The organism is Sphingomonas daechungensis (assembly GCF_014489495.1).
Classification (GTDB): domain Bacteria; phylum Pseudomonadota; class Alphaproteobacteria; order Sphingomonadales; family Sphingomonadaceae; genus Sphingomicrobium; species Sphingomicrobium daechungense.
Map to the genome: position 1 here is coordinate 649,543 of NZ_CP060780.1, position 25,842 is coordinate 675,384.

Here is a 25,842-nt window from a genome sequence, read left to right on the forward strand (position 1 = left end):
CGCATCTTGGTCATTAGCCCGGAAGGCTAACGCTTAGTAACCCGCCAATTGGCCGTACGGCGGTTGATATCGATGTCGCGGATGCGGCCGTCGTAGCGGACTTCGCAGTTCCAGCTAAGGTCCGCACCGGCATTGTATCCGTAGGTACCGTAACCGCGCTGGCCATAGCCCTGATAGCCGTTGTAGCCGGAGCTGGCGACGCCGAAGACTTTCAGACCGTACGACTTGCGATCGACGCGGGTGATACCCTGAACGCGCCCACCGGCATTGTAATTATTGTAGCCGTTGTACCCGTTATAGCCGTTGTATCCGTAGCCACCTTGATACGGGACGTTGCCATAGCCGTAGTAGCCGTTGCGATAGCCGTTCAGGCGGGCCTCGACTGCACGAGCACATTGGTCGACGGCGCCGGACTGGTTCGAATACTGGTTGTAGCCGTAGTTGCCGTAGGGATACCGCCCGTAGCCCAGGATCTGGCCAATGATCTGGCCAACCGGGTTCTGACCGTAGCCGTAATTTGGCGCCGGATAATATTGAGCGGCAGCAGGCGCGGCGCCTGCCAGAGCAGCGAGGCCGACTCCGCCAGCGAGAATCTTCGTAAGAGCTTTCATCTCAGCATCTCCTAAACAAGCCCGCTTGCAGCAGAGAGACCGCTGCCAAGCTTATGACCTGCCTAACGCTTCAGCACTGCACTTGTTCTGAATGCGTCGTTTGCTGGTGTTCAGCTAGTTTAACGAACGGCGCCCGTTGCCGAGGCGCAGATAGGCCGGATCGAAGTCGGCAAAGTTAGCCAGCCGGTCGAAGTCGTGCATGAAAAGCCGGCCCCGGTGATGGTCGACATAACCAGTTTCGCGCAGGTGCTGGAGCGTTCGGTTGACGTGGACTCCGGTGAGACCGAGCGCGTCGCCGACCATCTCCTGCGTCAGCGGCATTTCGCAGCTGTTCCCTTCGACGAGACCCGCCGCATCCGCGCGCTTGTAAATCTCGCAGAACATGTGCGCCATGGCGCCGTCGGCTGTGAGCCGCGAATTACGGGTGAGCCATTCGCGATACTGCGCCGACTGCACCAGGCTGGACCGCCAAACGAGGTCCTGCACGCGGGGACGATTGCGCATCAGATCGGCGAGATCGGCGATCGGAATCAGGAACACCTCGCTGTGCGCGGCAGCGCTGAGGCTGCTGTCCAGGCAATCGAGGTGGACCGACTCCAGCGAGGGCGCATCGCCAGGCAGATAGAATGCGTGGATCTGCCGCGAACCGTCGCGACGGCTGACGTAACGTTGCAGGAAACCGGTTACAACAATGACCGAGAAACTGGGCTGCGTGCCGGACTTCGCAATGTCTTCGTGTCGGCGGAAAGCCCTGCGCTCCCCGTCGACCTTCAGGATCGCGTTGCGATCTTCCTCGCACAACTCTCCAAGCTGCGTCAGGTAGTCCAAAAATGCCTGGCCAATCACGCGTTCGCCTCTCCCCGGCGCGCGCGAAAGCAATCAACGAAACGCACTACCCACCTTAGCTTCGACTCTCCGGGCCGCCCTTAGGCGCGGGAGCCGAACAACTGCACTAACATATTATAGAAGCTGAGCCTTCGATGGCTTCCGAGTGCGTTTGTCCGATGTTTCGCGGAACTGGTTGGCACCCCTGATCGCTAGTTGCGCCGACTGGACTGGACTCGAAGCTCGGCCTGTCGCACCACAGTTTCGGGCACGAAATGCTGCTGGGGTCGTCACCGCGATCTCGGCGCCGAGAGAGCATCGGACGTTTCGATATGACCCATCTGCCGGAAAGCGTTGGCTGCAGACCCTAGATGTTAGAGGCGCATCTCAAGAAGCTGCGGATTCGCGACGATATCAGCTGCGAGGAAGAAGCTGCGATACGCGCGGCCATGCTCGAAGTGCGGGAGGCCGAGGCGGACACAACCGTTGTCAGGCACGGCCGGGAATTGCACGAAAGTCTGCTGCTGCTCGATGGATGGATGGCGCGTACGACGTCCATGGCCAGTGGCCACCAGCAAATCAGCGAGCTCCAATACTGCGGGGACTTCGTCGACCTGCATGGCTTCACACTGAAGCGCCTCGATCATAACATCATGGCGATCACCGCCTGCCGTTACGCCGTTTTCCCGCATGAGCGACTCCGTGTGATGCTCGAGAAGCATCCGCATCTCGCCCGTGTCTATTGGCTGATGACCAACGTGGACGCCGCGATCCATCGCGAGTGGACGGTATCGCTAGGGCGGCGGACCGCGCCATCGAGGATGGCACACCTGTTCTGCGAGATGCTGACCCGCCTGAGAATCGTTGGAAAAACCGAAGGCAACAGTTTCGAGATGCCGTTGACGCAACAGGAGCTTGGTGACTGCCTTGGGCTGACATCGGTGCACGTCAATCGCACGCTTCAGAGCCTGCGCCGGCAGGGGCTAATCAAGCTCGATCGCGGGTGCGCCGAGATCCTCGATCTTCCGGCATTGAAAACGCTGGGCGAATTCGATGACGACTATCTCTATCTCGAGAAGAGACCCCGCTGAAATCGCGCGCGACTTACATATGTGATTTTCCCCGCATGCAAACCTCACGAATTTCTCCACGTTTCAACGGGTTAACAGCGGGGAATGATGGCCAACGATTCCGATTATTATCGATCACGTGAGCGTGCGGAGCGCGCGGCGGCAAAAAGCGCCGGCTGCCCGCATGCCCGTCGGGTGCACCAGGAACTCGCGCAAGCCTACGCCCGCCTGGTGGCAGACGACGACCATCACCAAGTCAGCCCCAGCCGGAGCCGCTGAGGATCAGAGTTGAAGTCCGGTGTAGTGCGCGAAGAAGGCGAGAACGTCCGACGCTTCCTCGATAATCTTGTCGGTGGGCTTGCCGGAGCCATGACCGGCGCGAGTCTCGATCCGGATGACGTGCGGCTCGCCGTTCGGATCGGCGGCCTGCAGCGCCGAGATGTACTTGAAGCTGTGCCCCGGAACGACGCGATCGTCGGTGTCGGCCGTCGTCACCAGCATCGGCGGGTAGTGAACACCCGTCTTGATGTTATGGTAGGGTGAGTAGGCCAGCAGCGTTTTGAAGTCCGCTTCCTTATTGGGATAGCCATAATCGTCGACCCAATAGCGGCCTGCCGTGAAACGATCGAACCGCAGCATGTCCATCACGCCGACCGCAGCATTCGCCGCATCGAAAAGGTCCGGCCGCTGATTGACGACCGCGCCAATCAGCAAGCCACCGTTCGATCCGCCCTGGATTGCGAGACCCTTCGGTGAGGCGATATTATTCGCCTTCAGATACTCACCGGCGGCGATGAAATCGTCGAACACGTTCTGCTTGTTCGCCAGGCGGCCGGCGTCGTGCCACGCCTTGCCGTATTCGCCCCCGCCGCGAAGGTTGGCGAGCGCGTAGACACCGCCCTTCTCAAGCCACGCCAGCCGCGTCGCGGAAAAGCTCGGCGTGAGCGACACGTTGAACCCGCCGTAGGCGTACAGCAGTGTCGGTGCCGGGCCGGTCGTGCCCTTCTTGCGGACGATGAACATCGGCACACGGGTGCCGTCCTTCGAATTGTAGAAGACCTGTTCAACCGAATAGTCGTCCGGGTTGAACGCAACCTTCGGCGCGGCCCAGGCCGACGCCTGACCGGTCTTCACATCATAGCGGTAAATGGTCGTCGGGCGATTGAAGCTGGTGAAGGCGAAGAAGGTCTCGGGATCGTCAAGATCGCCGCCGAAGCCGCTCGCCGTGCCGATACCGGGCAGGTCCACGTCGGTCAGCTTCTTGCCCTGCAAATTGTGCACGCTGATCGCCGATTTCGCGTCGGCGAGATAAGATGTGATCAGCTTGCCGCCGACGATCGAGGCCCCGTCCAGCGTCGAGTCCTGCTCTCCGACGACCGGAGTGATCGGATTGCCGGCACGACCTACGTCCATCGCGACGATCTTCAGCTTCGGAGCGTCCTTGTTGGTGATGAAGAAGAAGCGCGATCCTTCGTTACCGATGAAGCTCCAATTGTTTTCGAGCCCCGTGATCAATGCCTTCGGCTTCGCGCCGCGGGCACGCAGGTCGATTGCGTGCACCTCGTAGCGGTCGTCAGTGCCTTCCGCCGTGGTAATGACTAGCCAGCGGCCGTCGTCGCTGACGGTCGCATAATGGCCATAAGTCGGCTTCTCCGGTGTCGCGTAGACCAGCCGATCCTCGGCCTGCGGCGTGCCGAGCTTGTGGAAGTAGATCTTCGCGTTGAGGTTGGTGGACTGGAACTCCTGCCCTGCGGTCGGCTCCGGAAAGCGGGTGTAGAAGAAACCGGACCCGTCCTTCGTCCATTCCATGCCGGAGAACTTGACCCACTTGACCTCGTCGCCGGTCTCCTTGCCGGTCGCGACGTCGATGACCTTGACCGTCCGCCAATCCGAACCGCCATCTTGGATCGAATAGACCAGGTACTTGCCATCCTCGCTCGGCGACCATTCGGCCAACGCCGTCGCGCCGTCCTTCGACCAGCTGTTCGGATCGATGAGGACGCGACCTTCGCCGTCCAGGCTGTCGCGAACGAAGAGTACGGACTGGTTCTGCAGCCCCGAATTGTGGGCGTAGAAGTAATGACCGCCCTTCTTCACCGGCACACCGAACCGCTCATAATCGTAAAGCTGCTTGATGCGCGCTTCGAGGCCTTCGCGCCCCGGAAGCGTCGTCAGGAACGTGTTGGTGACGGCATTCTGGGCATCGACCCAGGCCTTCACTTCCTTGTCCTCGCGAACGTCGTTCTCAAGCCAGCGATAGGGGTCGGCGACCTGAACGCCGAACCGCGGGTCGACCTGATCGGTGCGCCGTGTCTGCGGGTAGGCAAGCCCGGCCTGGGCGTCTGCCGCCTGCGAGGCCATCGCCGCGGCATCAGCGGCGGCTGCAGCTTCGACTTCCGGGCTGGGGGTCATTGCACAGGCACTTGTGAGCAAAGCAGCAACGTAGAAACTCCGACGCATGAATGTCTCCCCCGCGCAATGATCGGCGGCGCCGGCAACCGGTAGCAGGCGCGGCGCTGCTATCTCAAGCACTGCGGAAAAAAGTCCGCCCCACCGCACTCAATTGGGGATTTCCCCGATTCACTTCCAAGCCGAACCGCTCACGGTGTTCCCGCGAACGAGCGTGGAGAACCCGCATGCCGCCAGTTGTCGAACAATGGCTCAACACGGCGCCGATCTGGACCATGGCCATTCTCTCTCTCGGAGGCATGCTCGTGGCAGCCGTCGTCGGAACGTACCTGCGGCGACGCCACGACAAGCGTCATGGCAAACCCACGAAGGAAGAAGACAGCCAGCAGACCTTCCTGGTGTCGTCGGTCATGGGACTATTGGCACTGCTGATCGGCTTTACGTTTTCGATGGCCGTCGATCGCTTCGACACCCGGCGCCACCTGGTGCTGGAAGAAGCCAATGCGATCGGGACGACATATCTCCGAACCCAGCTGCTCGAAGAGCCGCACCGGGCACGGATCAGCAAGCTGCTGTCCGAATACACCGATGTCCGGATCGAGCTTGCGACGAGCAAGCCAGGCCCGGCTGTCAGGCCCTTGCTTCAACGGAGCGACGGGCTGATCGCCGACCTGTGGACGGCAACCGTCGCGGCATTTCCCACGATGCGGCCATATGATTTCTCCAGCTCGTACCTCGAATCGATGAACCTGCTGATCGATACGGATGCCGCGCGGCAGGCCAGCCGGATGGCGCATGTGCCGTCAGAGGTGTTCATCGTCCTTCTTCTCTACCAATTCATGGCCGCCGGAGTGATCGGCTACACGCTCTCCGGCGAGGGTGGACGGAGGATCGCCGCGTTTCTGCTCCTGCTGTTCGGCATCGCTTTGCTGCTGGTCTTCGATATCGACCACCCGACGGCTGGCGGGATCATCGAGTCCCAGCGACCTATGCTCCAGGTGCAGACCTTTATGAAGGAACGGCCACCCGCATCTTTCGATCGTTTCAACGAGGTGGCTGGACCGCGAACTCGCTAGACCCGTTCCCCCGCTCACCGCGTCGTCAGCACAACTTGTCATTAACGCGCGCGAGTATCGCTCATTTTGAGGAACGAACTTCCGAAGTCCCTGTTCGCTCATCGTCAATCATGACGTCACTTTTCATCGGAGCGGGCACATGCGGTTCACCACCAGAACCATCGTCGCGGCTGTTGCCTTCATTACGAGTGCTGGCCCAGCCAGTGCATCGGTCATCGTGGGGTTCGATCCACCAGCCGGCATTCCGTCTGGGAATGACTTCACGACGGAGCTTGGCAGCCTTGGCCTGACCCAGGTTGCAACGTCGGGGATTTCACTCGTCCTCGACGAGGATTCGATCATCACCTTCGACGTTCTCGGAAGCGAAAGCGGTTTCGACGACGGTTTCCAAGCGTCGGGCCTGACGTTTCAGGAATTCACCTCGTTCCTGAACAGCTTCGCATCGCCGACTGCCGTAGGTAGCGCGTCATTCCTTGCGGGCGACCTCGCCGGCTTGTTCGGCTTCACCAGCTCCGGCGGGCTTTCGGCCAACGTCGGCGATCCCGGCCTTGCGCTCTTTTTGGGCGCGAATGCGGTTTCCGGCGATCCATGGTCGGTCTTCTACCTTGGTTTCGACGATCAACTTGCGGGCCCGGACGGCGATTTTGACGACCTGATCGTTCGTGCGACGGTTGCTCCGGCGACCGCTGTGCCCGAGCCCGCCACCTGGGCATGGCGCTCCTCGGCTTTGGGGTTGTGGGCTTCGCGATGCGGCGTTCGCGCAGGAAGTCGCTGCCGCGAGCCGCATAGAGATAGCTGCACGAACAAAAAGGGCCGCGGATGAACTCCGCGGCCCTTTTCTATTCAGTGGTCCGAAGACGTCAGGCGGCTTCGAACTCTTCCTCGGTCATTACCGGGCCGCTGTCCTGGCCCTTGGCCGAAACGTCGCGATCGACGAACTCGATGATCGAGATCGGCGCGGCGTCGCTGGCGCGGATGCCAGCCTTGATGATGCGCGTGTAACCGCCGTTACGGTCGGCATAGCGCGGTGCGAGCACGTCGAAGAGCTTCACGAGCTGAGCGTCGTCCATCAGGCGCGACTGGGCGAGACGGCGATTGCTGAGGCCGCCGTGCTTGGCGAGCGTGATAAGCTTCTCGACGTAGGGCCGTAGCTCCTTCGCCTTCGCGGTGGTGGTGGTGATCTGCTCATGCTTGATCAGCGCTGCCGCCATGTTGCGGAACAGGGCCGCACGGTGGCTCGAGGTACGCTGCAGCTTACGGCCGCCTACGCGGTGACGCATGGTTCTTCTCCGTTCGTTCGGGACCCGTACGAGGTAATCCCGGCCAGGCGGACTTGTTTGCGGGAGCCGCCCTTTTCCCGTTGCTTTCGCTGAGCGCCGCCCTCAAGCGGAATGGCTCGCGGAAGTCAAGAGGAACGCCGGATGAATGCAGCCGCCTTGCCCTGTCGCTAGCCGTCATTGCGGGGATCTTCATCGCGATCCAGGCGCCTACCAACGCCCTCCTCGGCAAGGCATCGGGATCGCCGGTTGTTGCCGCTTTCATATCCTTCGTGGTCGGCATGCTTGCGCTCGGCGCCATGGTGGCGATCACCGGCGGCCGGGTATTCGCTCCGGAACTCAAGTCGGTCCCCTGGTATGCCTGGCTTGGGGCTTCTACGGCGCCTTCTTCGTCGCGATGGCCGCGTTCGCCGCTCCGCGGATCGGCGTGGCGACCATGTTGACTGCAGCGGTCGCCGGTCAGATTTTCGCCGCGCTGATCATGGACCACTTCGGACTGCTCGGTTTGGCCCGCCAGCCGGTCAGCGTGGAGCGAATTGCCGGAGCGCTGCTCGTTCTGGTCGGAGCCGTCCTGGTACGGAGAGGGTGATGGGCTATTTGATCGTTTTCCTCGGTGCGGGCATCGGCGGAGCGCTCCGTCACGGGGTGAACCTGACCTCGATGAGACTGTTCGGCGTGGATTTCCCGTACGGAACCCTGATCGTGAATGTCATCGGTTCGCTCGCGATGGGCGTTATCGCCGGCTATTTCCTGTTCCGAACCGGTGTCCCGCAGCACATGCGCCTGTTCCTAACCACCGGAATTCTGGGCGGCTTCACGACATTTTCGGCCTTTAGTCTGGACACGGCTTTGCTAATGGAGCGCCACGCATATTGGTCGGCAGCCATCTACGTCGCGGGTTCGGTCATCCTGAGCCTCGTGGCATTGTTCGTCGGCCTCAGCCTTTTTCGAACCGGAGCACCTCTCCCTTGAATATCGATTTGATTCCCGTCGGCGACAATCCGCCCGAAAGCCTGAACGTCGTCATCGAGGTGCCGGTTGGCGGCGAGCCGGTGAAATATGAGTTCGACAAGAAGTCGGGCGCCTTGTTCGTCGACCGCATCCTGCACACGCCGATGCGCTATCCGGCGAACTACGGCTTCGTCCCGCACACTCTATCGCCCGATGGCGATCCGCTTGACGCGCTGGTGATCGCCCGCTCGCCGTTCGTTCCCGGCTGCGTGGTGCGCGCCCGGCCGATCGGCGTGCTCAATCTCGAGGACGAACATGGCGGGGACGAGAAGCTGATCTGCGTGCCGGTCGACACGACCTTTCCTTATTACGCGGACGTGGGGAGCGGCAGGACCTGCCCTCAATCATCCTGCAACAGATCGAGCACTTCTTCACCCACTATAAGGACCTGGAGTCGGAAAAGTGGGTGCGGATCGGCAATTGGGGCGATGCCGAGGACGCGCGCCGGATCGTGACGGAAGCGATCAGCCGCGCGCAGCAGCAGAAGTCTTCGGTCGACTAATCCCGCTTTCGATGAGCAGGGCGGACATGGCCCTGCTCAGGTCTGCCGCTCCGAACGGCTTGCCAAGCACGGCGCATTCGAAACCGCGCTCCATGATTTCGTTGCTGTATCCGGTGGCCAGCAGCACCGGGATGCCTGGCCGGGTCTCGCGGACCCGGCGGGCGAGTTCGAGGCCGCTCATTCCGGGCATGACGACGTCCGACAGGATCAGGTCGACCTCGTCGGAGCCCAGGGATTCCAATGCCTGCTCGGCCGAATCCACGGAGATGACGCTGCACCCCAGATCGACCAACAGGCCCTCTGCGAACTCGCGAACCTGTGGATTGTCCTCAACCAGCAGGACAGTGAGCCCTTCGGGCAGATCATGGACTTCCGAGGTTGCGATCGCCGCTGCAGCCTTCTTCTCCGTTCGGGCAGGAGGAAGGTGATGGTTGTCCCCTCGCCCTCCTGAGACCTGATCTCGGCGCGGCCGCCGGCCTGCGCCGCGAAGCCGTGGATCTGCGACAAGCCAAGGCCGGTGCCTTTGCCGACTTCCTTGGTCGTGAAGAAAGGTTCGAACGCGCGTTCGATGACGTGCTTGGACATGCCCGTGCCCGTGTCGCTCACGTCGAGCGCAACGAATTCGGAACCCTGCTCGTCGACGCGACGCGTCCCCAGGGTTAGAGTCCCGCCGTCCGGCATGGCGTCGCGCGCGTTGACCGCAGCGTTGAGAATGGCCGTCTCCAACTGCGCCGCATCGATTTCCACCCGAGTATCGTCCGACGTCAGCGCCAGCGCGACGTGAACATTGTTGCCGAGAGTGCGCGAAAGCACTTCCGCCAGCGCGTCGAGACGAACGTTGAGGTCAAGAACTTCGGGCTTGATCGGCTGGCGCCGGCCGAAGGCAAGCAGGTGGTTGGTCAAGGTCGTCGCCCGCTCGGCGGTCTCGGCGATCGCTTCGAGATATTGCTTGCGCTTGTTTTCCGGCAGGTCGGGCTTGCGCAGGAGGAAATCCGCCGAACCCGCAACGACAGTCATCAGGTTATTGAAATCGTGCGCGATGCCGCCGGTAAGCTCACCAAGCGCCTGTAACTTTTGCGACTGAATCAGCGAGGTTCTCGCATCTTCCAGTTCCTCTTCGGCCTTCTTTCGCTCCGTGATGTCGCGGGTGATCTTGGCGAAGCCGACATGCTTGCCGCTCTCATCGAAGATGGGGTCAAGCACCACGCTGGCCAGAACGGCGAACCGTCCTTGCGAACGCGCCACGCCTCGCGTTCGTACTTGCCTTCGCGAAGCGCCGTCTCCAGCGCAAACTGCGGCTCGCCGCGAGCCCGATCTTCGTCCGTGTAGAAACGCGAGAAATGCTGACCGACGATTTCGTCGGCCGTATAGCCCTTGATCGCCTCGGCCCCGCTATTCCAGTTGGTAATGCGGCCATCGGTGTCGAGCATGTAGATGGCGTAGTCGCGCACGCCTTGGACGAGGGTCGTGAACCTTTGCTCGCTTTCGTAAAGCGCTCTTTCCTGCTCACGCTTCGCCGTAATGTCGCGAGTGATCTTGGCGAAGCCGATGTGCTGCCCTTCGGTATCAAACACCGGATCGAGCACGGCATTCGCCCAAAAGCGGGTGCCATCCTTGCGCACTCGCCATCCCTCAGCCTCGAAGCGCCCCTCCGCAAGCGCAGTGCGGAGCGCCTTGGCCGGAAGACCCGCTGCACGATCTTCCGGCGTGAAGAATAAAGAGAAGTGATGACCGATGATCTGATCGGCCGAGTAGCCCTTGAATCGCTCCGCGCCCGGATTCCAGGTCGTCACGAGACCGGTCGGGTCGAGCATGTAGATTGCGTAGTCGGTGATCGAGTGGATGAGCAGCTGGAAACGCTGCTGCTCCGACATACTCTCGAGATTGGACAAGACGCAGTTGTTCCTAACTCGCCGGCAAACTGCGCCGGCATTCATCAGCCCCGGAATGTCACTTATTAGCAATTGCCTCTGATTCAAAGGAAATCTCCCCCGCTCATGTCCTAGAAACGGTCAAGCAGCCGATCGACAGTTCCCTTGGCGCTGCCGGGCTTGCTGTTCGGATCCTTCGCCTCTCGTTCGAGCGCCCGACGGATCATCTCAATCTCTCGCTCGGTCAAATGCTCCACTCCAATGAAGCGGTCTCTCGCGTCCGCAACGGCGCGCAACAACTCGTCCAGTTTTGCCTGCATTGCTCCAGCGTCACGATTTTGCGCGTTCTGGATCAGGAACACCATCAGGAACGTCACGATCGTGGTCCCGGTGTTGATGATGAGCTGCCACGTATCCGAGAAATGAAAGATCGGACCGGTGACTGCCCAGACGATGATGACAGCCACAGCCAGGAGGAAGGTCAGTGGCTGACCAGCGACCGTGGCAATACTCGTCGCAACACGCGCGAAGAACCGTTCCATGACGCCGTAACGCACTCGCAACGAAATGGTGCCGAACCGCTTGCGAAACAGCAATCCCGCGCGCAGTGTCCGTGATCATTTCGAAGAGGGCCACATGGACGAAACCACCTCGCCTCGACCGGTCGCTGGCTGGTTCAAGTTCGCTGCAATCGCATCGATCCTATTCATGGCGATCGGTTGCGCCGGATACGTCATCGATGTGACGACCGATCCGCAGAGCCTGCCGCTCGACCAACGCAATCTCGTTCTGGCCCGGCCCGTCTGGCAAGTTGCCGCCTATGCGATTGCGGTCTGGGTGGGGTTGATCGGCGCTGTCCTCCTGCTTCTCCGCAAAAAGACCGCCGAGCCGCTTCTACTTGTGTCCCTGGTCGCGGCAGTTTTTACGTTTGTTCCGCTGGCGACCGTCCCGGCCATCCGCGACAACGTGACCACGAATGACATTGCAATGGCGGTCATTATCATCCTGATCACGGGCACGATCTGGTCGTTCGCACGCCATTCGCGGCAGCGGGGCTGGCTGGTCTGACAACTCGCCGGTAAAAGCCGGCTCCATGTCCACGTTCACCATCGACACGGCAACGAGCCGCGCGACCCCGACGCCCGTTCCCGGCAAGCGGGTGACCGCGCCATCGCTGCGCGCGCGCAAGGTGGAGGGGAAGACCGATCAGCCCATCGTCGCGCTGACGGCGTACACGATGCGGATGGCGCAATTGCTCGACGAGCATTGCGACCTGCTCCTTGTCGGCGACAGCCTTGGGCAAGTCATTTACGGCTTGCCCTCGACCATCCCTGTGACCCTCGAAATGATGATCGCGCATGGTGCCGCGGTCGTTCGCGGCAGCTGGCATGCATTGGTGGCCGTCGACATGCCGTTCGGATCCTACGAGGGCTCGCCGGAGCAAGCCTTTGCCAGCTGCTCCCGCGTGATGAAGGAGACCGGTTGCGCGGCGATCAAGCTTGAAGGCGGCGAAGCCATGGCTCCGACGGTCCGCTTCCTGACCGAGCGAGGCATTCCGGTTGTCGGCCATGTCGGCCTCACCCCCAGGCCGTGAACACGCTTGGCGGCTACGGAGCTCGTGGCCGCGGCGATGCCGAGGCGGCCAAGATCCTCGGCGATGCGCGGGCGATTTCGGACGCCGGCGCATTCTGCATCGTCCTCGAAGGGGTGATGGAAGAGCTTGCGACCCGGATCTCGCGCGAAGTCGCGGCGCCGATCATCGGCATTGGTGCATCGGCAGATTGCGACGGACAAATCCTCGTGACGGACGACATGCTCGGCCTGTTCGAGCGCACGCCGCGTTTCGTGAAGCGCTACGACAACCTCGCCGAGCAAATCTCGAACGCTGCAAGGAGCTACGCTGAGGAGGTCCGGTCGCGGACCTTTCCATCGGCTGATCAGACCTACCGCCCAAGAGCGACTAGTTCCGCCAGACATCCCCGTGAGCGTCGACTACGACCGCGAGACGTTCAGCAATCCTGCGATCGTCGGCCACCGACGGGTGATAGTTGCAGCCGCCGAATTCCAGGCCGGCGATCTCCACGAAGTCGATGCGCTTTTCGCCCGCGGCCTTGAGGTCTTCGACAGCGCTGCGGACCTCGGCAGCAATCTCCCCGTTCGCAGCATCCGTCGTCCACACGACGAACTGGGCGTCCGGATTCGCGGCTCGCAGGCGCTTGACGAACGCGACGTAGGAGCTTCGGAAATCGGCGCTCAGCTCCTTTCGTGAGCGCCATTTCTCGTCGGGATGAAGCTGGGTCGAGAAGTCGTTGGTGCCGAGGGAGATGACGATCAGGCTCGGCTGCCACGTCGCATCGCGAGCAAGCTTATCGCGATTGAAGAGGACGTACGGGTAGATTGTCGGCAGGCTATCGACGGCGGCCCCGTCGTAGCTTCGGACCACGCCTCGTCCCGAAATTGCGTTGACCTCGTAGTCGGCCGCGTAGCGCCGGGCGAGGATCGGACCGAAGGCATGGGACGTATCCGTGGTCTCCCACACCTCTTGCTCCGTGCACTGTCGCGTGGCGGAGGTGTTGCCGTAACCTACGGTGTGGGAATCGCCGATGAACTCGATCTGGCGGGTCCGGGCTGGCCAATTGGATGCTTTGGTCGACGCGGGCGCAAAGAAACCGCCGAAGGCGGTCGGCCCGGCCTGGCTCTCGCTTGCGACCTCGACGGCAAGTCGATGCGGACCTTTCGCCAGGCCCGTCAACGCATAGAGCCCGGCGGCAGGCCGCATCAGCGTTTGGATGACCTGCCCGTCCAGGCGGACGTGCAATTTCTGTTCGCCTTCCCCACACGGAAATAGATTTCGGTCCCGTTGAAAGCAGTCTCGAAATACGTACCGGGCCACTGTCGCAGGACCTCGTTCTCGCGAAGCACGGCACGCCCTCCAACATGCATCGGCAGGACGTGCAGATCCTTGCGCAGTTGGCCTTCGACCGGGGCGACACGCGGCCCCGATTGCGCCGAGCATGCCGTGGCAAGGAGAAGCAGGGAAACAGCAATACGAAGACCCGCCATCAACAATCCTCTTCGCCGCCGGACTAGTCCGATCAATTGCCCGAAGGCCACCCCTTTGCCTTTGGCTTTTCAGCCGCTAGACGATGCACCGCCAGCTTCCGTTCAGCTTTAGTGAGGAAGGGAGCGGTCGGCATTTTTATCCCCGTATCTTCGATTTGAGGCAGGTCTTGGCGGTTCCGACGGACAGCAACGACACTTTTCTTAGGGAAGTCGACGAGAATCTTCGGCGCGACCGGCTTCAGGACTTCTTCCAGAAGAATGCCAAGTGGATCGCACTCGCGGTGATCCTGTTCCTCGCCGCCGCCGGTGGCTGGATTTACTGGGAGCAGTACCAGAACAAGAAGGCGGCCGAAGAGTCGGAACAGCTTCACGCCATCTTCAACGACATCGCGCAAAACAAGCGGCAGACCGTCCCGCAACGCGTGGAAAAGCTGGAGAAGTCCGGCAACGACATCGTCCGCGCGACGGCGCTATTCACCAGCGCAGCGCTGTCGCTGGAGAAGAACGATCGCACCGCAGCCGTCGCCAAGTATCGCGAGATCGTGAACGACAAGGGTCTGCCGGATGCTTACCGCGATGCAGGCAATATCCGCCTCACCGCGCTGGAGTTCGACACAATCAAACCGGACGAAGTCATCGCCCGCATGGCGCCGTTGGCCAAGGCCGGCAATCCCTGGTTCGGCAGTGCCGGCGAAATGACCGCCCTCGCTTTACTCAAACAGGGCAAGCGCGCGGAGGCAGGCCGCATGTTCGCCGCAGTCGCCGCCGATACACAGGTTCCAGGTTCCATTCGCGCACGCGCCGTCCAGGTCGCGGGCACTCTTGGGGTGGACGCAAGCGCGTCGATGCCCCGGTGCAGCAATAGGATTGACGATATGAAGGCAGTTCGGACGAAGCTCGTTGTGTTGACGCTTGCTGCACTGGCAGCCAGCGGATGCGGAATCTTCAAGAAAGGCGCGCCCAAGACGCCCGTCGTGGGCGAGCGGGTCGCTGTCCTCGCGACCGAGCAGGATGTCGCGGTCGACGATGCGACCGCTGCACAGCCGTTCACCATTCCGGATCCCGTCGCCAACACGGAATGGGGCCAGTCTGGCGGAAATGCTTCGAAATCGATGGGACATGTCGCGCTCGGCCAGTCGGTCGGCCAGGCCTGGGAAGTCTCGATCGGCCGGGCGGCAGCACCAGCCAGCGCCTGGCGTCATCGGCGGTCGTCGGGGACGGCCGCGTCTATACCATCGACACGCAGGCGACTGTCCGTGCCTTCGATGCGCAGACCGGCGCAACCGCTTGGTCCACACAGTTCGGGTTCGAGAAAACCAATACGGCGTCGCTGTTCGGCGGCGGCGTCGCCTACGACAATGGCAAGATCTACGCGAGCAACGGGCTCGGCTACGTCGCCGCGCTGGACGCGCGCAACGGCGGGATTATCTGGCAGGTCCACCCGACTGGCCCGATCCGTGGAGCGCCCACCGTCGTCGGGGACTCTCTCTATGTGATCACCCAGGACAACCAGATCTACGCTCTCAAGACCGCGGATGGCGCGACCGATTGGTCGCAATCAGCCGCGCTGGAAATCGCGGGCGTGTTCGGCTCCGCCTCTCCTGCCGTAGGCCAAGGGACGGTCGTCGCTGGCTTCTCGTCCGGCGAGCTCAACGCGTACCGTTATGAGAACGGCCGCCTGGTCTGGCAGGATCAGCTGGCGCGCACGACGATCCGAACCAGCGTCGCTTCGATTTCCGACGTCGATGCCGATCCGGTGATCGACAACAGCCAGGTCCTCGCGGTCGGCCAGGGCGGCCGCATGGTCGCAATCGACCTGCTGACCGGCCAGCGGCAGTGGGAACTGAACATCGCCGGAATCTCGACCCCCTGGGTCGCCGGTGAATGGGTGTTCGTCGTGACCGACGATGGCAAGATCATTTGCATCAACCGCGCCAGCGGCAAGATCCGATGGATCGCGCAGGCGCCGGCATTCCGCAACGTGAAGAAGAAGGCGGGGCCGATTTCCTACGTCGGACCGATCCTGGCCGGTGGACGGTTGATCGTCGCCAGCTCCGAGGGCGCCTTGATCAACATCGACCCTAGCAATGGTGCCTTCCAGAGCCAGACCAACATGAAGGGCGGGGTTCACCTGCAGCCGGTCGTCGCCAACAACACCATGTTTATCCTTGACGACGAGGGACGCCTTCGCGCCTGGCGCTAAGCGGCGGTTGACGGATGTGCGAGCGCTGGGGCATGGGACGCCTCCGCTCAGGTGCGGGTGTAGCTCAATGGTAGAGCAGAAGCCTTCCAAGCTTACGACGAGGGTTCGATTCCCTTCACCCGCTCCAAAACAAGGTAGCTCGGCGCTTCAGCACCGTTGACACTCTTGTCACTGGCCGCCACATGGCGCGCCTGCCTGCACCTGGAGAGGTGGCCGAGTGGTTAAAGGCAGCAGACTGTAAATCTGCCCGCGCAAGCGTACGCTGGTTCGAATCCAGCCCTCTCCACCACGCACGCAATGGCCGATTTCGGCCATTTCTTTGCGGCACTTCCGCGGGCTGCTCCCAACGGATCGGTCTAACATTTACCGACATCAAAAAACGCAGATTTCTGTCAATTTCCGTCGAGTACCGTCGGCTCCGTGATACATCGCCGATACACGGCGATACACAAAAATGGCCTCGCTACGGAAAATCTCCAGTTAGCGTTCGAGTGGCGATTCCGCGCCGCTGTCCGATCCCATCAATGTAGAGATCCGACCACCCCCTGCCCTAATGGCAGGTATCGACCCAAACCTGCCGCGACCGTTTTCGACCCAAAGCAAGACACTAGGCATCCGCGATCAGCATCGCCGCGGCCTCCTGACGGGCTGGCGCTGAAATCCTCGCGACCAGACGGTTCGTTCAGCTCTTCGCAGGAGTCAGCGAGTCGGCTTCAGGCCGCCCACCGGTCCTCCAAAGCGAGTAGCCGACGCCGGCCGAGAGGATCGCAAAGGTGACGGCCAGCGATACGAGGGGTGGAATCTTGGCGATGCCCAGTGCGTCTGCGAGGAAAATCTTAGAGCCGATAAAGACCAACAGCACGCTCAAGGCGTATTTCAGGTAGTGGAACCGGTGCACCATTGCCGCGAGGGCAAAGTAGAGCGCGCGCAGGCCGAGCACGGCGAAGATGTTCGAGGTGTACACGATGAACGGGTCCGTCGTGATCGCGAAGATGGCGGGGACCGAGTCGACTGCGAAGACTACGTCGACGACCTCGACCATGGCGAGAGACAGGAACAGCGGCGTCATGAACAGATCCGCGCTTCGGCCCTCCGCCGACGGCAGGCGAACCCAAAAGCGGTTTCCATGAAAGCGGTCGGTGACATTGAACCGCCTGCGGACCCACCGAAGAACCGGCGATGAGCCGACGTCATACTCCTTGTCGGCGAACACCCACATCTTGATGCCGGTCACGATCAAGAACGCCGCGAAGATATAGAGCACCCAGCCAAACTGGCTGACGATCGTTGCGCCCAGTCCGATCATGATTGCGCGAAGTACGATGACGCCGAGAATGCCCCAGAAGAGCACCCGATGCTGATATTCGCGCGGAACGGCGAAGTAGGTGAAGATCATCGCGATGACGAACACATTGTCCATCGCAAGGCTCTTCTCGATGACGAAGCCGGTAACGTAGTTCATGCCGGCGGTCGGGCCCATGTACCACCACACCCATCCGCCAAAGCCGAGACCGAGCAGGATGTAGAACGCAGACATGATAATGCTTTCGCGCGCGCCGATCTCCCGTTGCTTGCGGTGCAGCACACCGAGGTCGAGCACGAGCAGGGTGATGACCACGCCGATGAAGCCGAGCCACATCCAGAGCGGCTTACCGAGCCAGTCGAAGAACAGAAATTCCATTGCAGGTCCCTTTGTCAGCGCTCCTTGAAGGAGCGTTCCCGTCCGACATCACGGACTGTCGTCCGCCAGAGGGGCCCGGATGGGATGAAAAGGCAGCGCCACCTCCAGCCGGAGGTGGGCGCTTACCGGTCAGTCAAACAGCTCCTCCAGGAAGCTCTTGCGTCGCTTGCCGTGGCGCCGGCCTTGATAACGATCATCATCCCAATGCCGATCATGACCATAGGGCACAACAGCTTGCGGGGGTGCATCGCTTGCGGCGCCGCTTCGCTGAATGATCTTGTCGAGTTCGCCGCGATCGAGCCACACGCCGCGGCAGGACGGACAATAGTCAATTTCGATACCTTGCCGTTCGGACATGGTCAGCTGGGTCGCACAAACGGGGCACTGCATCTCAAGCCCTCCCCGCCTGAAGCGTCTGCCGATGGATCAGGTCCTTCACGGGCAGCTTGAGCTTCTTAAGCTGCGAGATCCTCAACCAGTCCTTCCAGCGGCGTTGCTGTTCGAAACGCAGTTGCCCGTCGATGCGCTGGTGCGCCTCGAGCAGGCTATACAAACGCGAACGCATAGATGTCTCCTCTTTGCTCAAACCAAGGTTTGATCGGAGACCCGGCAGTGCTTTGGGAAGTGCTGACAGCCTATCGAACGCACCGGATCAACCGATGCGGTCCGACATCACGAATGCCCTGAAAGAGCAGCCGCCAGAGGGGCCCGGTCCGCCCAGCCTACATATTTGCTCCCGTTCGCCACTTCAAGAGGACAAAATTGATGCCGCGGCTGATGTCCGCTTTCCACCCGTTTCCGCCGCGCGGGACTTTCGACCCATTGCGGACACTGGGACCCAAGTCGCTTCACGCCGTGGGCGTCAGGGGATGGCCTTCAACCGCAGTGGCCGTCGTGCTGGACATCCTGATCATTGCAGCGGTGTTCTGGCTCGTTCGCCGTTCCTCCACTCAGGATGGAAGTGGAGAAGGCTCAGGCGAATAGCGGCAGGCTTCGGCCCATTGCTGTCTGTAGGGAACGCCGACAGTGTGGCACACCATGGCCGACAATCTGACACTGGCATACGAGTTCACCAACGACCCAAACGACGACTTTGGCTGGCTGGCCGCGTCCGTCGAGGCTAGCGGCTTTCGCGCGCGGAACGGCTTTTGGGTCCAGTGGCAAGACTTGGTTGAGTTTGCTTCACGGCTCGCGCCGTATCCTTTGCCAACCAATGGGCCAGTGGAAGCGGAATGGGGCTACAGCGAGAACGGAGAATACACGCGGGTAACGCTCATCTCGTTGAGCCAAACCAGTGCAACCGGCAAGGTTTCGGTCTCTGTAGACCTAGCGGATTATTACGAGCCACGACGGCGGTGCCAGGTCATCTTCGATACGAGCTACGCGAGCCTCGAGTTGTTCCGTCAGGAATTGGAAGACTTGATGGCGCGAAAAAAAGAAACTGCTGTTCTGCTGTCAGCTTAAATGGCCGCTCTTCACCCGGTTCCGCGTCCGGTTTCGACCCAAACCTGCCGCTAGGCCTGGTGTCCGTGTCGACCGAACTCGATCGGCGAAGAGACGGAGCTCCCTTGTGCGATAGCCGTGCCGGGGACCAGCAGCTGGGCTTGCGCGAGCGACCCGGCTGCTCCAAGCCGGCCTCGCCTCGAAGGGGAATTACCAGGCTTCAACGCGCTTTTCCGGTGCAAGCCACATCGGGTCGCCCGGCCTGATTCCGAACGCTTTGTAGAACGCGTCCAGGTGACGAAGCGGAGCGGTGGCGCGGTAGGCGTTCGGCGGATGGGCATCGCGAGCGACCTGCGAGCGAAGAGCTTCGTCCTTTCCTTGCCACGCCCAAAATTGAGCCCAAGCTAGAAAGCAGCGTTGGTCCTGCGTCTGACCGTCGATTACGACGTCCTTTTCCGGGTGGAGCGCAAGGTATTTGCGCAGAGCAGCGTGGGCGAGAGTAATTCCGCCGAGATCAGCCATGTTCTCACCGACCTGCTGAGCTCCTGTCGCAGTGCGCGACCCCGGCAAAAACTCATACTCGTTGGCCTGAGTGATCAGCAGGCCCGCCAACGCATCGAAGGCGGCGCTATCCTTTGGCGTCCACCAGTTCTTCATGTTGCCGGTCTTGTCGAACTGCTTCCCTGTCCAGTCGAAGCCGTGAGTCATTTCATGACCCAGCACGGCACCCATGCGACAGAAGTTCACTGCGGGGTCAGATTGCGCGTCGAACATTGGCGCCTGGATGATTGCCACGGGCACTTCGAAGCCGTTGATCTGCGGGTCGTAGGCCGCGTTGACCACGATCGGCAGCGTGTGACTGTTGTTGAAATGCTCGGTGACCCAGGGCTTGCCCAGCTTCTGGCGCATCCGCTCGTAATCGAACCGGGCGATTGAAACGAGCGAACTGACGAGGTCCGGCGTGATCTCGACGCTCGAATAGTCCACCCACTCGTCGGGGTATCCGATCCAGAAGGAGAGTGCGTTCAGCTTGTCCGTCGCGGCCGATCGCGTCGCGTCAGAAAGCCATTTGCGATTCGGCATCCGGACCTGGAACGCCTCCTTGATCAGGCCGACCATTTCGGCCGCCTGTCGGCGTGTTTCCGGAGGAAAAAAGCTGTCGGAGTAAAGCCGGCTTACGGGTTGCCCGAATCTCCCCTTGATGATGTCGAGCGCCCGCTCCTCTTGAGACGGGAGCACGCTGACTCCAACGAGCCCTTCGTTCAGACCGATCAGAGGCTTGTCGAAATCGCTGCTGAGGTAAGGCGAGTAGGCGAGAATAACCCGCAGCTTTACGTAGTCGCGAATGTCCTGAATCGGCCTTTCCGCGAGAACCTTCGATAGGGTCGGAAGGTATCTCGGCTCCATCAGAATCAGGTGGTCGGGCTCCTCAAAACGAAGTCCTCCGAGGATTTTCCGGAGATTGAGGTTCGGCAGTTCTGTCTGAAGTTGCGCGAGGGTCCGGGCGTTGTTGATTTTGCTGGGGTCGTTCGCCTCTACGGGTGGAAGCTTCGCCGCGTGGAGCGCGCGATCGATCGCGATCGACGCGTCTGCCATCGATGTTGCCTTGGCAGCGTTGAAGCCTGCGATCTTCAGGGATTCGATGAGATAGTTGCGATAGGCGGTGATGCGGGGCCCACCTGCAGGTTCCTCAAAGACGTCTTCGAAGGCTTCCGGAAGACCAAGCGTGCCCCCCTGGACGAACAACGATGTGACGGTGTTGTTGTTGAAGTCCTGCCCTGGGGAAATTTGCAGGAAGATGCCCGGCCCCCATCAATCTCGTTTTGGGCAAGATACGCTGCCAATCCGTCAAGATCCTTGATAGCGTCGCCCTTTTCGAGAAACGGCTGAATCGGCTTGATCCCCGCCGCATTCCGGGCGGCCGTGTTCATATAAGCGTTGTAGAGGGTCCCGACCTGCTGCGCGGGCGTTCCTGAAGAGGCATTCGGAGCATCCGCCGCGGCCTTTGCCAGAAGCACGTTCATCTGCTGCTGAACCTGGTCCAGAACGATTTCGAAGAAACCATAGCCCGGATGCTGCTCGGGACGCTTTACCCGCTTCAACCAGCTGCCGGCTGCATACCGATAGAAATCTGTCGACGGGGAAACTGAGGTATCCATGTTCTGCTTGCTGAAGGCCAACTGATCTGGCCCCGCCGCGACCACGCCCGCCTGTGCAGCAAACGCTGTAGGTGCTGCTGCAGCACATGCGAGTATGATCGCGATCCAGCGCTTCCTCATGTCAGCCTCCTGTCAGGGACGAATTATTTGCACTTTGGGTGGGTGCCGATGTCGTTGGCGGCTTCGACCCGGTTGTTGGCGAAGGTCAGCTGGACGCACTGGCGCGAAGAGGGACGGTAGAAAATGCCGTAGCGCGTATCACCGGACTCGAAACTGTCGACATCGTTGAAGCCGCGTTCGGCCATGACATCGATCGCGCGGATTGCATCCATTCCCGCCAGATCGTCGATCGGCTCCTTGCCAGCGCCGCCCGAAACGGCCGAAGAACCCGTGGAAGCGCCGGTCAGACCGACTTTCAATGTATACAGCGACGACTGGTTCTCGCGCGCCGCATTCCGCATCAAGTATACCCGAACCTTGTAGGTGCCGCTTTGAGGCAGAACACCACTGAAGCTGTCTCCTGAAGTCGAACCGATGAAGATTGCCTCGTCATTGCTCCCTGGCGGTAACACGTTGAAATACGTTGATTTGTTGGCAGAACTTAAGACGACGCGCAGAGTCTGGCCGCCAGCAGCGCGGACGAGATAATCCCGGCCGACATCACCCTTGATCGAGCCGATGAGGGTCGTATTCGTTTTGCCACGTGGAAAATTAACGGTCTCGGTCTTGGTCTGCGCAGCGGCCGGCGCGGCAATACAGACCGCGAGCAGGAAGCCTGCACGCGCAGCGTTATCGAAAAATCGCATTGCGGAATCCTTCATTCTTGGCGTGACCGAAATTAGTAGCTGCAGGTCTGCGTGCTGGTGTGCTCGATCGACGTTACGTAGCCGTTGTTCGCTGTCACGATGATGCACTGCCGCGATGATGAGCGCCAATAGGTCGAATAGCGGCCGTCATAGGTCTTTTTGTCGTCGCGCAGCTGGAAGCCGCGACTTGCCAGCTGGCCTTTCACATAGCTGCGCTCCTGCCCTTCGAGGTCGCGAAGCGAAACGTGGGCGCTATAGCCGCCGCCGTAGTAATTGTTGTTGCGGTAGCCGGTCTCGTAACCGCGGGCGCGAACGCCGTTCTCGTAGCCTGACGTATAGGCCTGGGAACGGTCGTAATTGTGATAGCTGTGGCTGTAGAGCCCGTCGCGATAGCCGCGCTCGTACTGCGCTTCGCTGTTGGCATCGCCGTAATGGCTGTAATTGTCATGGTCGTGTGACTTGTGGCTCAGCGCTAGCGCGCCGATCAGGGCGATGGCGCCCACAGCAGCCACCGTTCCCGCGTCGCTTCCGCCCTTCTGGTTGCAGTCCGACTTGGGAACCACCGCAATCTTCTCGTAGAGGCCATCGAAGGTCGTGACGCGCACGCATTCCTTGGTGTTCCTGTTCCACCAGTAATTGAACTTGCGGTCGTCTCGCGTTCCGCCGGTGATGTAGGTGAAGCCGCGCGCCTCGAGCGAGCTTTCGCCGGCGCTGGCCTTGACCCCGACCAGGTCGCGGACCGAGCCGGGGACCTCCTGCGCGGGGAGCTGGATCGATTGCGCGATGACGGCAGCTCCAATCGCCGCGCGTGCCAGATATGTGCTTGCGTGCTTCATGCGATCCTCTCGAATGGACATTGGATACGCAGTTTACGCGGGCGCTCAGTCACCAAGGACGAACGCATCCGGGATTCGATATTCTTCCTTGCCGACCGTCACGATCGTCCAGTCGTCACGCCGGGTGGCGCTGCTTTGCAAGGCCGCAGACCCATCGGCCTGGGAGCTGGAATGGGTGACGAACTTGCCCTTGCCGTCGAAGAGGAGCACGCGCTGGCGCCTCTTGGGGAGCTGGATTTCGACCGCAATCTGGTCGGGCGAACGGGTCACGCCGGCGGGGCACGTCGCATCGGCGCTTCCAACATTGACGCAAGGGACAGAGGCCGTTGCATTGTATTTAGTATCGGGGACCTTCACATCTCCTTCACCGTTCGCCGTGCTGTCAGATGCGATGGTGTCGCCATGGGGGACCAATATCAGAATGACCCCATTGACCTCTCCCACAGCCTGGCCCTTGATTTGTGACGCAGTCTCTTTGTTGGGGCAGCCTACGAGCGTGGCGCTGTCATCAAGAAAATCCACCGTCGCTTCGGTCTCTCCGACACGCTGGCAGGGGTCGCCAGATTTGGGAAAGCCGTCACCGAAGCGCTTCAATTCGTCCGGCCACGGCGACGGACCACTTTGAGCGGCGACGTTCCCCTCAGGAGAGCAACCGCCGCAGATTGTGAGAAACCACAGAATTACGACTTTCCGCATCTGGCAGCCCCTTCTCAGAGATGCTTTCACTCGAGCTTGGCAGACAGGTCACTCCGTAACAGTACCGATAGGCTAAAGACCGTAGAGCTAATGACTGGCGACTCTTAGAGGCGTGCGGCGCAAAATATGGTTCTGCGTTTGCATCTCACTCGTCGTGGCCGGCCCAACCCGTTTTCGTCAAAAGCTGGTACACGTCTCGTTTTCCTATCCACGTCTGGATAACGGGCGCGCCTTCTCGTTTCCGCTTTCGACCCAAACCTGCCGCGACAATCTTCGACCCCTTCGTGCGATGACGACCGTCGCTAATTACAGGTAAGCGGACGGTTGAGACTTACGACCAAAGGTCGCGGACCGTTCGGCCCTTTGATGGCAAATCTTCAAAGGTGTCGAAGCCATCGAAGTGGTCAACTGGCAGGTCGGCGACGGCCTCAAACGGTGCAAGGCGGATGTTTACCGCCATTCTACGACGACCCGCTTCCAGCCGGAGACCGCGCCACGCAACGACGTTGGCGCAGCTGGCACAGAACAGAATCTCTAGCGCAGGCTCCACTTTGCCAGGCCGCCGGTAAGCCGATGTCGCACCTTTGATGCCGATGCGCTCGCCCTCGAAATCGTAAGCCCACAGCGCTCCATAGCGGCTGCAAAGCGAGCAGTTGCAGGCCGTGATCGACCCCGGATCGCCTTCAAGCGTCCAGGTTGCTGACCCGCAATGACAAGCGCCCTTAAGCAATCTCTTTCCCCTTAGTTTAGACGCTCGCGGAACCCGCCAATGACCGCCGGATACCGTCGCAGCAGGTTTGGGTCGAAAGCAGACGCTAGGCGATTTAGCGGCGGTAATGGGTGGAAACTGGACATTACCAGTGTCTCTCAACTTGGCGTTGTTGCGGATTTTCGCCGAGTAGCTCCCTCTCTTGTCCTATGATGCGTGCTTCAGCCGCGGGTCGGCTCGCATGACAATGACTCGGTTGCCGCTTGATCGAATTGACCAGCAGGCCCAGCTACTGCTGCCAAACATATTTGCCATTTGAGCCGTGGGTCAAAGTCTCGTGGAATATGTTCAATTCCGACGCGCCGTCGGGTCTTACACGCTCAGAAATTAGCCGCTCGGTAAACGGCAAAGGCAAGCCCATGCGATGGTGGTAGTGATTGAACCCGACTTCAAAGGTATTGAAGACGTTGTCGGTTGAAACTGCGTTGGCGCAGGTACCTTGCATGTCGCCGGTCAAGAGTTGGCGGGCCAAGAGCTCCATTGCCGCGGTAAACCGCTTGGTTTGGGGCGTGTAAACATCCACACCCTGATTCCAGGCAATTTCAGCGGCGTCGAAGGCTGAGGCTAACCCAAACTGTGCATGATGGCCGTTGTCACGGCAGGTTTCTTGGGTCAGGCCATCGACCCACCGAACGGGATCGAACCAGACCGCGGGAGTTTTGCGAGGATCGCCTGCGCCAGGCTCAAGAACGGATTGAAGAAAGATGTAGGCCTTGCTTCGAGCCTCAAGCCTTCGCAGACCAATTTTGAATGCGGAAACGTCGTCGTTAAAGACGGCGATTGTCATCAAAGCGTCGATCTGGGTCAGGTCGACATTGCCATTCCAGTGACTGGCCGTGAGCAGTTGCGGGTAGAATGCTCGCCGAAACATGGCCTGCAAGGCTGCTATGTCGTCAGTGCTCCAGTCTGGAGACTCTCGCATGACTTCGGCTGCCCCGCCGAAAAGTGCGCCGATCCATCCAGCGTGCAATTTGTCCTGATCGGTCTTCGCGACGAATCCTCGTAAGTTCGCCCAAAGGTTGAGAATTGCGATGGCCCGTCGAGAATATTTGCGATTGCCCGTAAGGCGCCATGCGAGCGCGTTGGCGTAAGCTTTCACCGCTTCTGCTTGCGAAGCCGCTGCCTGAGTTTGATCCTCCGCGTCGATGACGGTGAGAGCTAGGCCGGGCGCCTGAGCCTTCTGTTCAACCCTGTGGAGGATGCTTGCCCATGGCTCTTGGCCCGCGGCGATCCGTGCTCGCGCCCTGTCGAGCCCGGAAGCCGTGTTTAACGCTCCAGGGTGTAGAAATGCAGGATTGTCCTGCGCAGATACCGCTGAGGACAAGGCTGAAGCGAAGAGTCCGAATGCAATCGACAGCACACCAAACCGTTTTCCTGCGTAGGGTCGTCTGGACGCTTTGGGCATACACTGATGGATCAAGGGCGAACGAGTCCTAAGATGTGCCTTGGTCGACTTACCGTCCGGTGACATTGAATCTAGGGTGTGACAATCCGGACTTTTGACATCACCAGCCTGCACTAGGTCATCATCGCG

Annotated in this window: 27 protein-coding genes, 2 tRNA genes and 4 pseudogenes; 14 read left to right on the top strand and 19 right to left on the bottom strand. The window is 60.7% G+C overall.

The window, feature by feature from the left end; genetic code table 11:
* Positions 1-26 precede the first annotated feature (26 nt).
* On the bottom strand, positions 27-611 hold the full coding sequence (locus tag H9L15_RS03360; RefSeq protein WP_187715150.1) for a hypothetical protein: 585 nt from the start codon (positions 609-611) through the stop codon (positions 27-29).
* A 114-nt stretch (positions 612-725) separates the two neighbouring features.
* Complete coding sequence (locus H9L15_RS03365; protein ID WP_187715151.1) at positions 726-1,457, bottom strand: Crp/Fnr family transcriptional regulator; 732 nt, start codon at positions 1,455-1,457, stop codon at positions 726-728.
* Positions 1,458-1,807: 350 nt separating this feature from the next.
* Between H9L15_RS03365 and H9L15_RS03370 the strand changes: the two genes are divergently transcribed.
* Complete coding sequence (locus H9L15_RS03370; protein WP_187715152.1) at positions 1,808-2,527, top strand: Crp/Fnr family transcriptional regulator; 720 nt, start codon at positions 1,808-1,810, stop codon at positions 2,525-2,527.
* A gap of 261 nt (positions 2,528-2,788) precedes the next feature.
* On the opposite strand, the gene H9L15_RS03375 is transcribed toward H9L15_RS03370, so the two are convergent.
* A complete protein-coding gene (locus H9L15_RS03375) occupies positions 2,789-4,966 on the bottom strand; it encodes a prolyl oligopeptidase family serine peptidase (protein WP_187715153.1) in 2,178 nt (725 codons plus the stop codon).
* Positions 4,967-5,142: 176 nt separating this feature from the next.
* Between H9L15_RS03375 and H9L15_RS03380 the strand changes: the two genes are divergently transcribed.
* A complete protein-coding gene (locus H9L15_RS03380) occupies positions 5,143-5,991 on the top strand; it encodes a bestrophin-like domain (protein WP_187715154.1) in 849 nt (282 codons plus the stop codon).
* A 139-nt stretch (positions 5,992-6,130) separates the two neighbouring features.
* Positions 6,131-6,814 (top strand): hypothetical protein, encoded by a 684-nt coding sequence (locus H9L15_RS03385; RefSeq protein ID WP_187715155.1) that lies wholly within the window; start codon positions 6,131-6,133, stop codon positions 6,812-6,814.
* A 37-nt stretch (positions 6,815-6,851) separates the two neighbouring features.
* Here the strand turns inward: H9L15_RS03385 and rplQ are convergent, their stop codons facing one another.
* Positions 6,852-7,271 (bottom strand): 50S ribosomal protein L17, encoded by a 420-nt coding sequence (gene rplQ, locus H9L15_RS03390; RefSeq protein ID WP_187715156.1) that lies wholly within the window; start codon positions 7,269-7,271, stop codon positions 6,852-6,854.
* 80 nt (positions 7,272-7,351) lie between these two features.
* On the opposite strand from rplQ, the pseudogene H9L15_RS03395 reads away from it, so the two are divergent.
* The 3 genes and pseudogenes from H9L15_RS03395 (at position 7,352) to ppa (ending at position 8,781) form a co-directional block, all read left to right on the top strand.
* Positions 7,352-7,857 (top strand): annotated as a pseudogene (locus H9L15_RS03395) (DMT family transporter).
* Positions 7,857-8,240, top strand: coding sequence for a fluoride efflux transporter CrcB (gene crcB / locus H9L15_RS03400; protein WP_187715157.1), 384 nt, complete (start codon positions 7,857-7,859; stop codon positions 8,238-8,240). The pseudogene H9L15_RS03395 and the gene crcB overlap by 1 nt, the downstream one beginning before the upstream one ends.
* A pseudogene (gene ppa / locus H9L15_RS03405) lies at positions 8,237-8,781 on the top strand (inorganic diphosphatase). The gene crcB and the pseudogene ppa overlap by 4 nt, the downstream one beginning before the upstream one ends.
* Here the strand turns inward: ppa and H9L15_RS16890 are convergent.
* From H9L15_RS16890 to H9L15_RS03415, 4 genes are all read right to left on the bottom strand, one after another.
* Positions 8,744-9,073, bottom strand: coding sequence for a response regulator (locus H9L15_RS16890; protein ID WP_262984901.1), 330 nt, complete (start codon positions 9,071-9,073; stop codon positions 8,744-8,746). The pseudogene ppa and the gene H9L15_RS16890 sit on opposite strands and share 38 nt — an antisense overlap.
* On the bottom strand, positions 8,989-9,984 hold the full coding sequence (locus H9L15_RS18535) for an ATP-binding protein (protein ID WP_398286601.1): 996 nt from the start codon (positions 9,982-9,984) through the stop codon (positions 8,989-8,991). The genes H9L15_RS16890 and H9L15_RS18535 overlap by 85 nt, the downstream gene beginning before the upstream one ends.
* Entirely contained in the window at positions 9,867-10,655 is a 789-nt protein-coding gene (locus tag H9L15_RS18540) for a PAS domain-containing protein (protein WP_398286603.1), read from the bottom strand. Before H9L15_RS18540 ends, H9L15_RS18535 begins: the two co-directional genes overlap by 118 nt.
* 128 nt (positions 10,656-10,783) lie before the next feature.
* Positions 10,784-11,194 (bottom strand): low affinity iron permease family protein, encoded by a 411-nt coding sequence (locus H9L15_RS03415; protein ID WP_187715772.1) that lies wholly within the window; start codon positions 11,192-11,194, stop codon positions 10,784-10,786.
* A gap of 94 nt (positions 11,195-11,288) precedes the next feature.
* Here H9L15_RS03415 and H9L15_RS03420 point away from each other — a divergent pair, with 94 nt between their 5' ends.
* Entirely contained in the window at positions 11,289-11,720 is a 432-nt protein-coding gene (locus H9L15_RS03420; RefSeq protein ID WP_187715158.1) for a hypothetical protein, read from the top strand.
* A gap of 25 nt (positions 11,721-11,745) precedes the next feature.
* Positions 11,746-12,608, top strand: a pseudogene (gene panB, locus H9L15_RS03425) (3-methyl-2-oxobutanoate hydroxymethyltransferase); the annotation flags it as partial.
* Positions 12,609-12,612: 4 nt separating this feature from the next.
* Here panB and H9L15_RS03430 read toward each other — a convergent pair.
* Complete coding sequence (locus tag H9L15_RS03430) at positions 12,613-13,470, bottom strand: SGNH/GDSL hydrolase family protein (protein WP_223276467.1); 858 nt, start codon at positions 13,468-13,470, stop codon at positions 12,613-12,615.
* A gap of 328 nt (positions 13,471-13,798) precedes the next feature.
* On the opposite strand from H9L15_RS03430, the pseudogene H9L15_RS03435 reads away from it, so the two are divergent.
* The 4 genes and pseudogenes from H9L15_RS03435 to H9L15_RS03450 form a co-directional block, all read left to right on the top strand.
* Positions 13,799-14,425: pseudogene (locus H9L15_RS03435) on the top strand (tetratricopeptide repeat protein); the annotation flags it as partial.
* Positions 14,426-14,793: 368 nt separating this feature from the next.
* Positions 14,794-15,918, top strand: coding sequence for a PQQ-like beta-propeller repeat protein (locus tag H9L15_RS03440; RefSeq protein WP_317617575.1), 1,125 nt, complete (start codon positions 14,794-14,796; stop codon positions 15,916-15,918).
* A 53-nt stretch (positions 15,919-15,971) separates the two neighbouring features.
* A tRNA-Gly gene (locus H9L15_RS03445) sits at positions 15,972-16,045 on the top strand.
* A 76-nt stretch (positions 16,046-16,121) separates the two neighbouring features.
* A tRNA-Tyr gene (locus tag H9L15_RS03450) sits at positions 16,122-16,207 on the top strand.
* A gap of 393 nt (positions 16,208-16,600) precedes the next feature.
* Here the strand turns inward: H9L15_RS03450 and H9L15_RS03455 are convergent.
* The 3 genes from H9L15_RS03455 to H9L15_RS03465 all read right to left on the bottom strand — a co-directional run bounded on the left by H9L15_RS03455 (position 16,601) and on the right by H9L15_RS03465 (position 18,164).
* The gene (locus H9L15_RS03455) at positions 16,601-17,599 is read right to left on the bottom strand and encodes a TerC family protein (RefSeq protein WP_187715159.1); all 999 of its coding nucleotides are present in this window, start codon (positions 17,597-17,599) and stop codon (positions 16,601-16,603) included.
* A gap of 129 nt (positions 17,600-17,728) precedes the next feature.
* Positions 17,729-17,989, bottom strand: coding sequence for a TFIIB-type zinc ribbon-containing protein (locus tag H9L15_RS03460; protein ID WP_187715160.1), 261 nt, complete (start codon positions 17,987-17,989; stop codon positions 17,729-17,731).
* A 1-nt stretch (position 17,990) separates the two neighbouring features.
* Complete coding sequence (locus tag H9L15_RS03465) at positions 17,991-18,164, bottom strand: DUF465 domain-containing protein (protein ID WP_187715161.1); 174 nt, start codon at positions 18,162-18,164, stop codon at positions 17,991-17,993.
* Between the two features lie 200 nt (positions 18,165-18,364).
* Between H9L15_RS03465 and H9L15_RS03470 the strand changes: the two genes are divergently transcribed.
* Together H9L15_RS03470 and H9L15_RS03475 are read left to right on the top strand one after the other, a co-directional pair.
* Positions 18,365-18,583, top strand: a complete 219-nt coding sequence (locus H9L15_RS03470; RefSeq protein WP_223276468.1) for a hypothetical protein — start codon at positions 18,365-18,367, stop codon at positions 18,581-18,583.
* Between the two features lie 54 nt (positions 18,584-18,637).
* A complete protein-coding gene (locus tag H9L15_RS03475) occupies positions 18,638-19,063 on the top strand; it encodes a hypothetical protein (protein WP_187715163.1) in 426 nt (141 codons plus the stop codon).
* Positions 19,064-19,252: 189 nt separating this feature from the next.
* Here the strand turns inward: H9L15_RS03475 and H9L15_RS18545 are convergent, their stop codons facing one another.
* The 7 genes from H9L15_RS18545 to H9L15_RS03510 form a co-directional block, all read right to left on the bottom strand.
* Complete coding sequence (locus tag H9L15_RS18545) at positions 19,253-20,788, bottom strand: M13-type metalloendopeptidase (protein ID WP_187715164.1); 1,536 nt, start codon at positions 20,786-20,788, stop codon at positions 19,253-19,255.
* Positions 20,674-21,321 carry a M13 family metallopeptidase gene (locus tag H9L15_RS18550; protein WP_187715165.1) on the bottom strand — a complete coding sequence of 216 codons (648 nt, stop codon included), beginning with the start codon at positions 21,319-21,321 and terminating at the stop codon, positions 20,674-20,676. The genes H9L15_RS18545 and H9L15_RS18550 overlap by 115 nt, the downstream gene beginning before the upstream one ends.
* 23 nt (positions 21,322-21,344) lie before the next feature.
* Complete coding sequence (locus tag H9L15_RS03490) at positions 21,345-22,136, bottom strand: hypothetical protein (protein ID WP_187715166.1); 792 nt, start codon at positions 22,134-22,136, stop codon at positions 21,345-21,347.
* A complete protein-coding gene (locus H9L15_RS03495; RefSeq protein WP_187715167.1) occupies positions 22,040-22,843 on the bottom strand; it encodes a hypothetical protein in 804 nt (267 codons plus the stop codon). The genes H9L15_RS03490 and H9L15_RS03495 overlap by 97 nt, the downstream gene beginning before the upstream one ends.
* Before the next feature lie 45 nt (positions 22,844-22,888).
* Positions 22,889-23,437 carry a hypothetical protein gene (locus tag H9L15_RS03500; RefSeq protein WP_187715168.1) on the bottom strand — a complete coding sequence of 183 codons (549 nt, stop codon included), beginning with the start codon at positions 23,435-23,437 and terminating at the stop codon, positions 22,889-22,891.
* A gap of 433 nt (positions 23,438-23,870) precedes the next feature.
* Complete coding sequence (locus tag H9L15_RS03505) at positions 23,871-24,269, bottom strand: GFA family protein (RefSeq protein ID WP_187715169.1); 399 nt, start codon at positions 24,267-24,269, stop codon at positions 23,871-23,873.
* Positions 24,270-24,537: 268 nt separating this feature from the next.
* Positions 24,538-25,713, bottom strand: a complete 1,176-nt coding sequence (locus tag H9L15_RS03510; RefSeq protein WP_187715170.1) for an alginate lyase family protein — start codon at positions 25,711-25,713, stop codon at positions 24,538-24,540.
* Positions 25,714-25,842 lie beyond the last annotated feature (129 nt).

Coding starts and splice junctions, on each gene's coding strand:
- H9L15_RS03380 (WP_187715154.1), top strand. CDS start 5,143: ATGCCGCCAGTTGTCGAACAATGGCTCAACACGGCGCCGATCTGGACC.
- H9L15_RS03370 (WP_187715152.1), top strand. CDS start 1,808: ATGTTAGAGGCGCATCTCAAGAAGCTGCGGATTCGCGACGATATCAGC.
- H9L15_RS03470 (WP_223276468.1), top strand. CDS start 18,365: ATGCCGCGGCTGATGTCCGCTTTCCACCCGTTTCCGCCGCGCGGGACT.
- H9L15_RS03465 (WP_187715161.1), bottom strand. CDS start 18,164: ATGCGTTCGCGTTTGTATAGCCTGCTCGAGGCGCACCAGCGCATCGAC.
- H9L15_RS03495 (WP_187715167.1), bottom strand. CDS start 22,843: ATGAAGCACGCAAGCACATATCTGGCACGCGCGGCGATTGGAGCTGCC.
- H9L15_RS03360 (WP_187715150.1), bottom strand. CDS start 611: ATGAAAGCTCTTACGAAGATTCTCGCTGGCGGAGTCGGCCTCGCTGCT.
- rplQ (WP_187715156.1), bottom strand. CDS start 7,271: ATGCGTCACCGCGTAGGCGGCCGTAAGCTGCAGCGTACCTCGAGCCAC.
- H9L15_RS03420 (WP_187715158.1), top strand. CDS start 11,289: ATGGACGAAACCACCTCGCCTCGACCGGTCGCTGGCTGGTTCAAGTTC.
- H9L15_RS03375 (WP_187715153.1), bottom strand. CDS start 4,966: ATGCGTCGGAGTTTCTACGTTGCTGCTTTGCTCACAAGTGCCTGTGCA.
- H9L15_RS03415 (WP_187715772.1), bottom strand. CDS start 11,194: ATGGAACGGTTCTTCGCGCGTGTTGCGACGAGTATTGCCACGGTCGCT.
- H9L15_RS03440 (WP_317617575.1), top strand. CDS start 14,794: ATGGGGCCAGTCTGGCGGAAATGCTTCGAAATCGATGGGACATGTCGC.
- crcB (WP_187715157.1), top strand. CDS start 7,857: ATGGGCTATTTGATCGTTTTCCTCGGTGCGGGCATCGGCGGAGCGCTC.
- H9L15_RS03475 (WP_187715163.1), top strand. CDS start 18,638: ATGGCCGACAATCTGACACTGGCATACGAGTTCACCAACGACCCAAAC.
- H9L15_RS03460 (WP_187715160.1), bottom strand. CDS start 17,989: ATGCAGTGCCCCGTTTGTGCGACCCAGCTGACCATGTCCGAACGGCAA.
- H9L15_RS03385 (WP_187715155.1), top strand. CDS start 6,131: ATGCGGTTCACCACCAGAACCATCGTCGCGGCTGTTGCCTTCATTACG.
- H9L15_RS18540 (WP_398286603.1), bottom strand. CDS start 10,655: ATGTCGGAGCAGCAGCGTTTCCAGCTGCTCATCCACTCGATCACCGAC.
- H9L15_RS18550 (WP_187715165.1), bottom strand. CDS start 21,321: ATGAGGAAGCGCTGGATCGCGATCATACTCGCATGTGCTGCAGCAGCA.
- H9L15_RS03510 (WP_187715170.1), bottom strand. CDS start 25,713: ATGCCCAAAGCGTCCAGACGACCCTACGCAGGAAAACGGTTTGGTGTG.
- H9L15_RS03455 (WP_187715159.1), bottom strand. CDS start 17,599: ATGGAATTTCTGTTCTTCGACTGGCTCGGTAAGCCGCTCTGGATGTGG.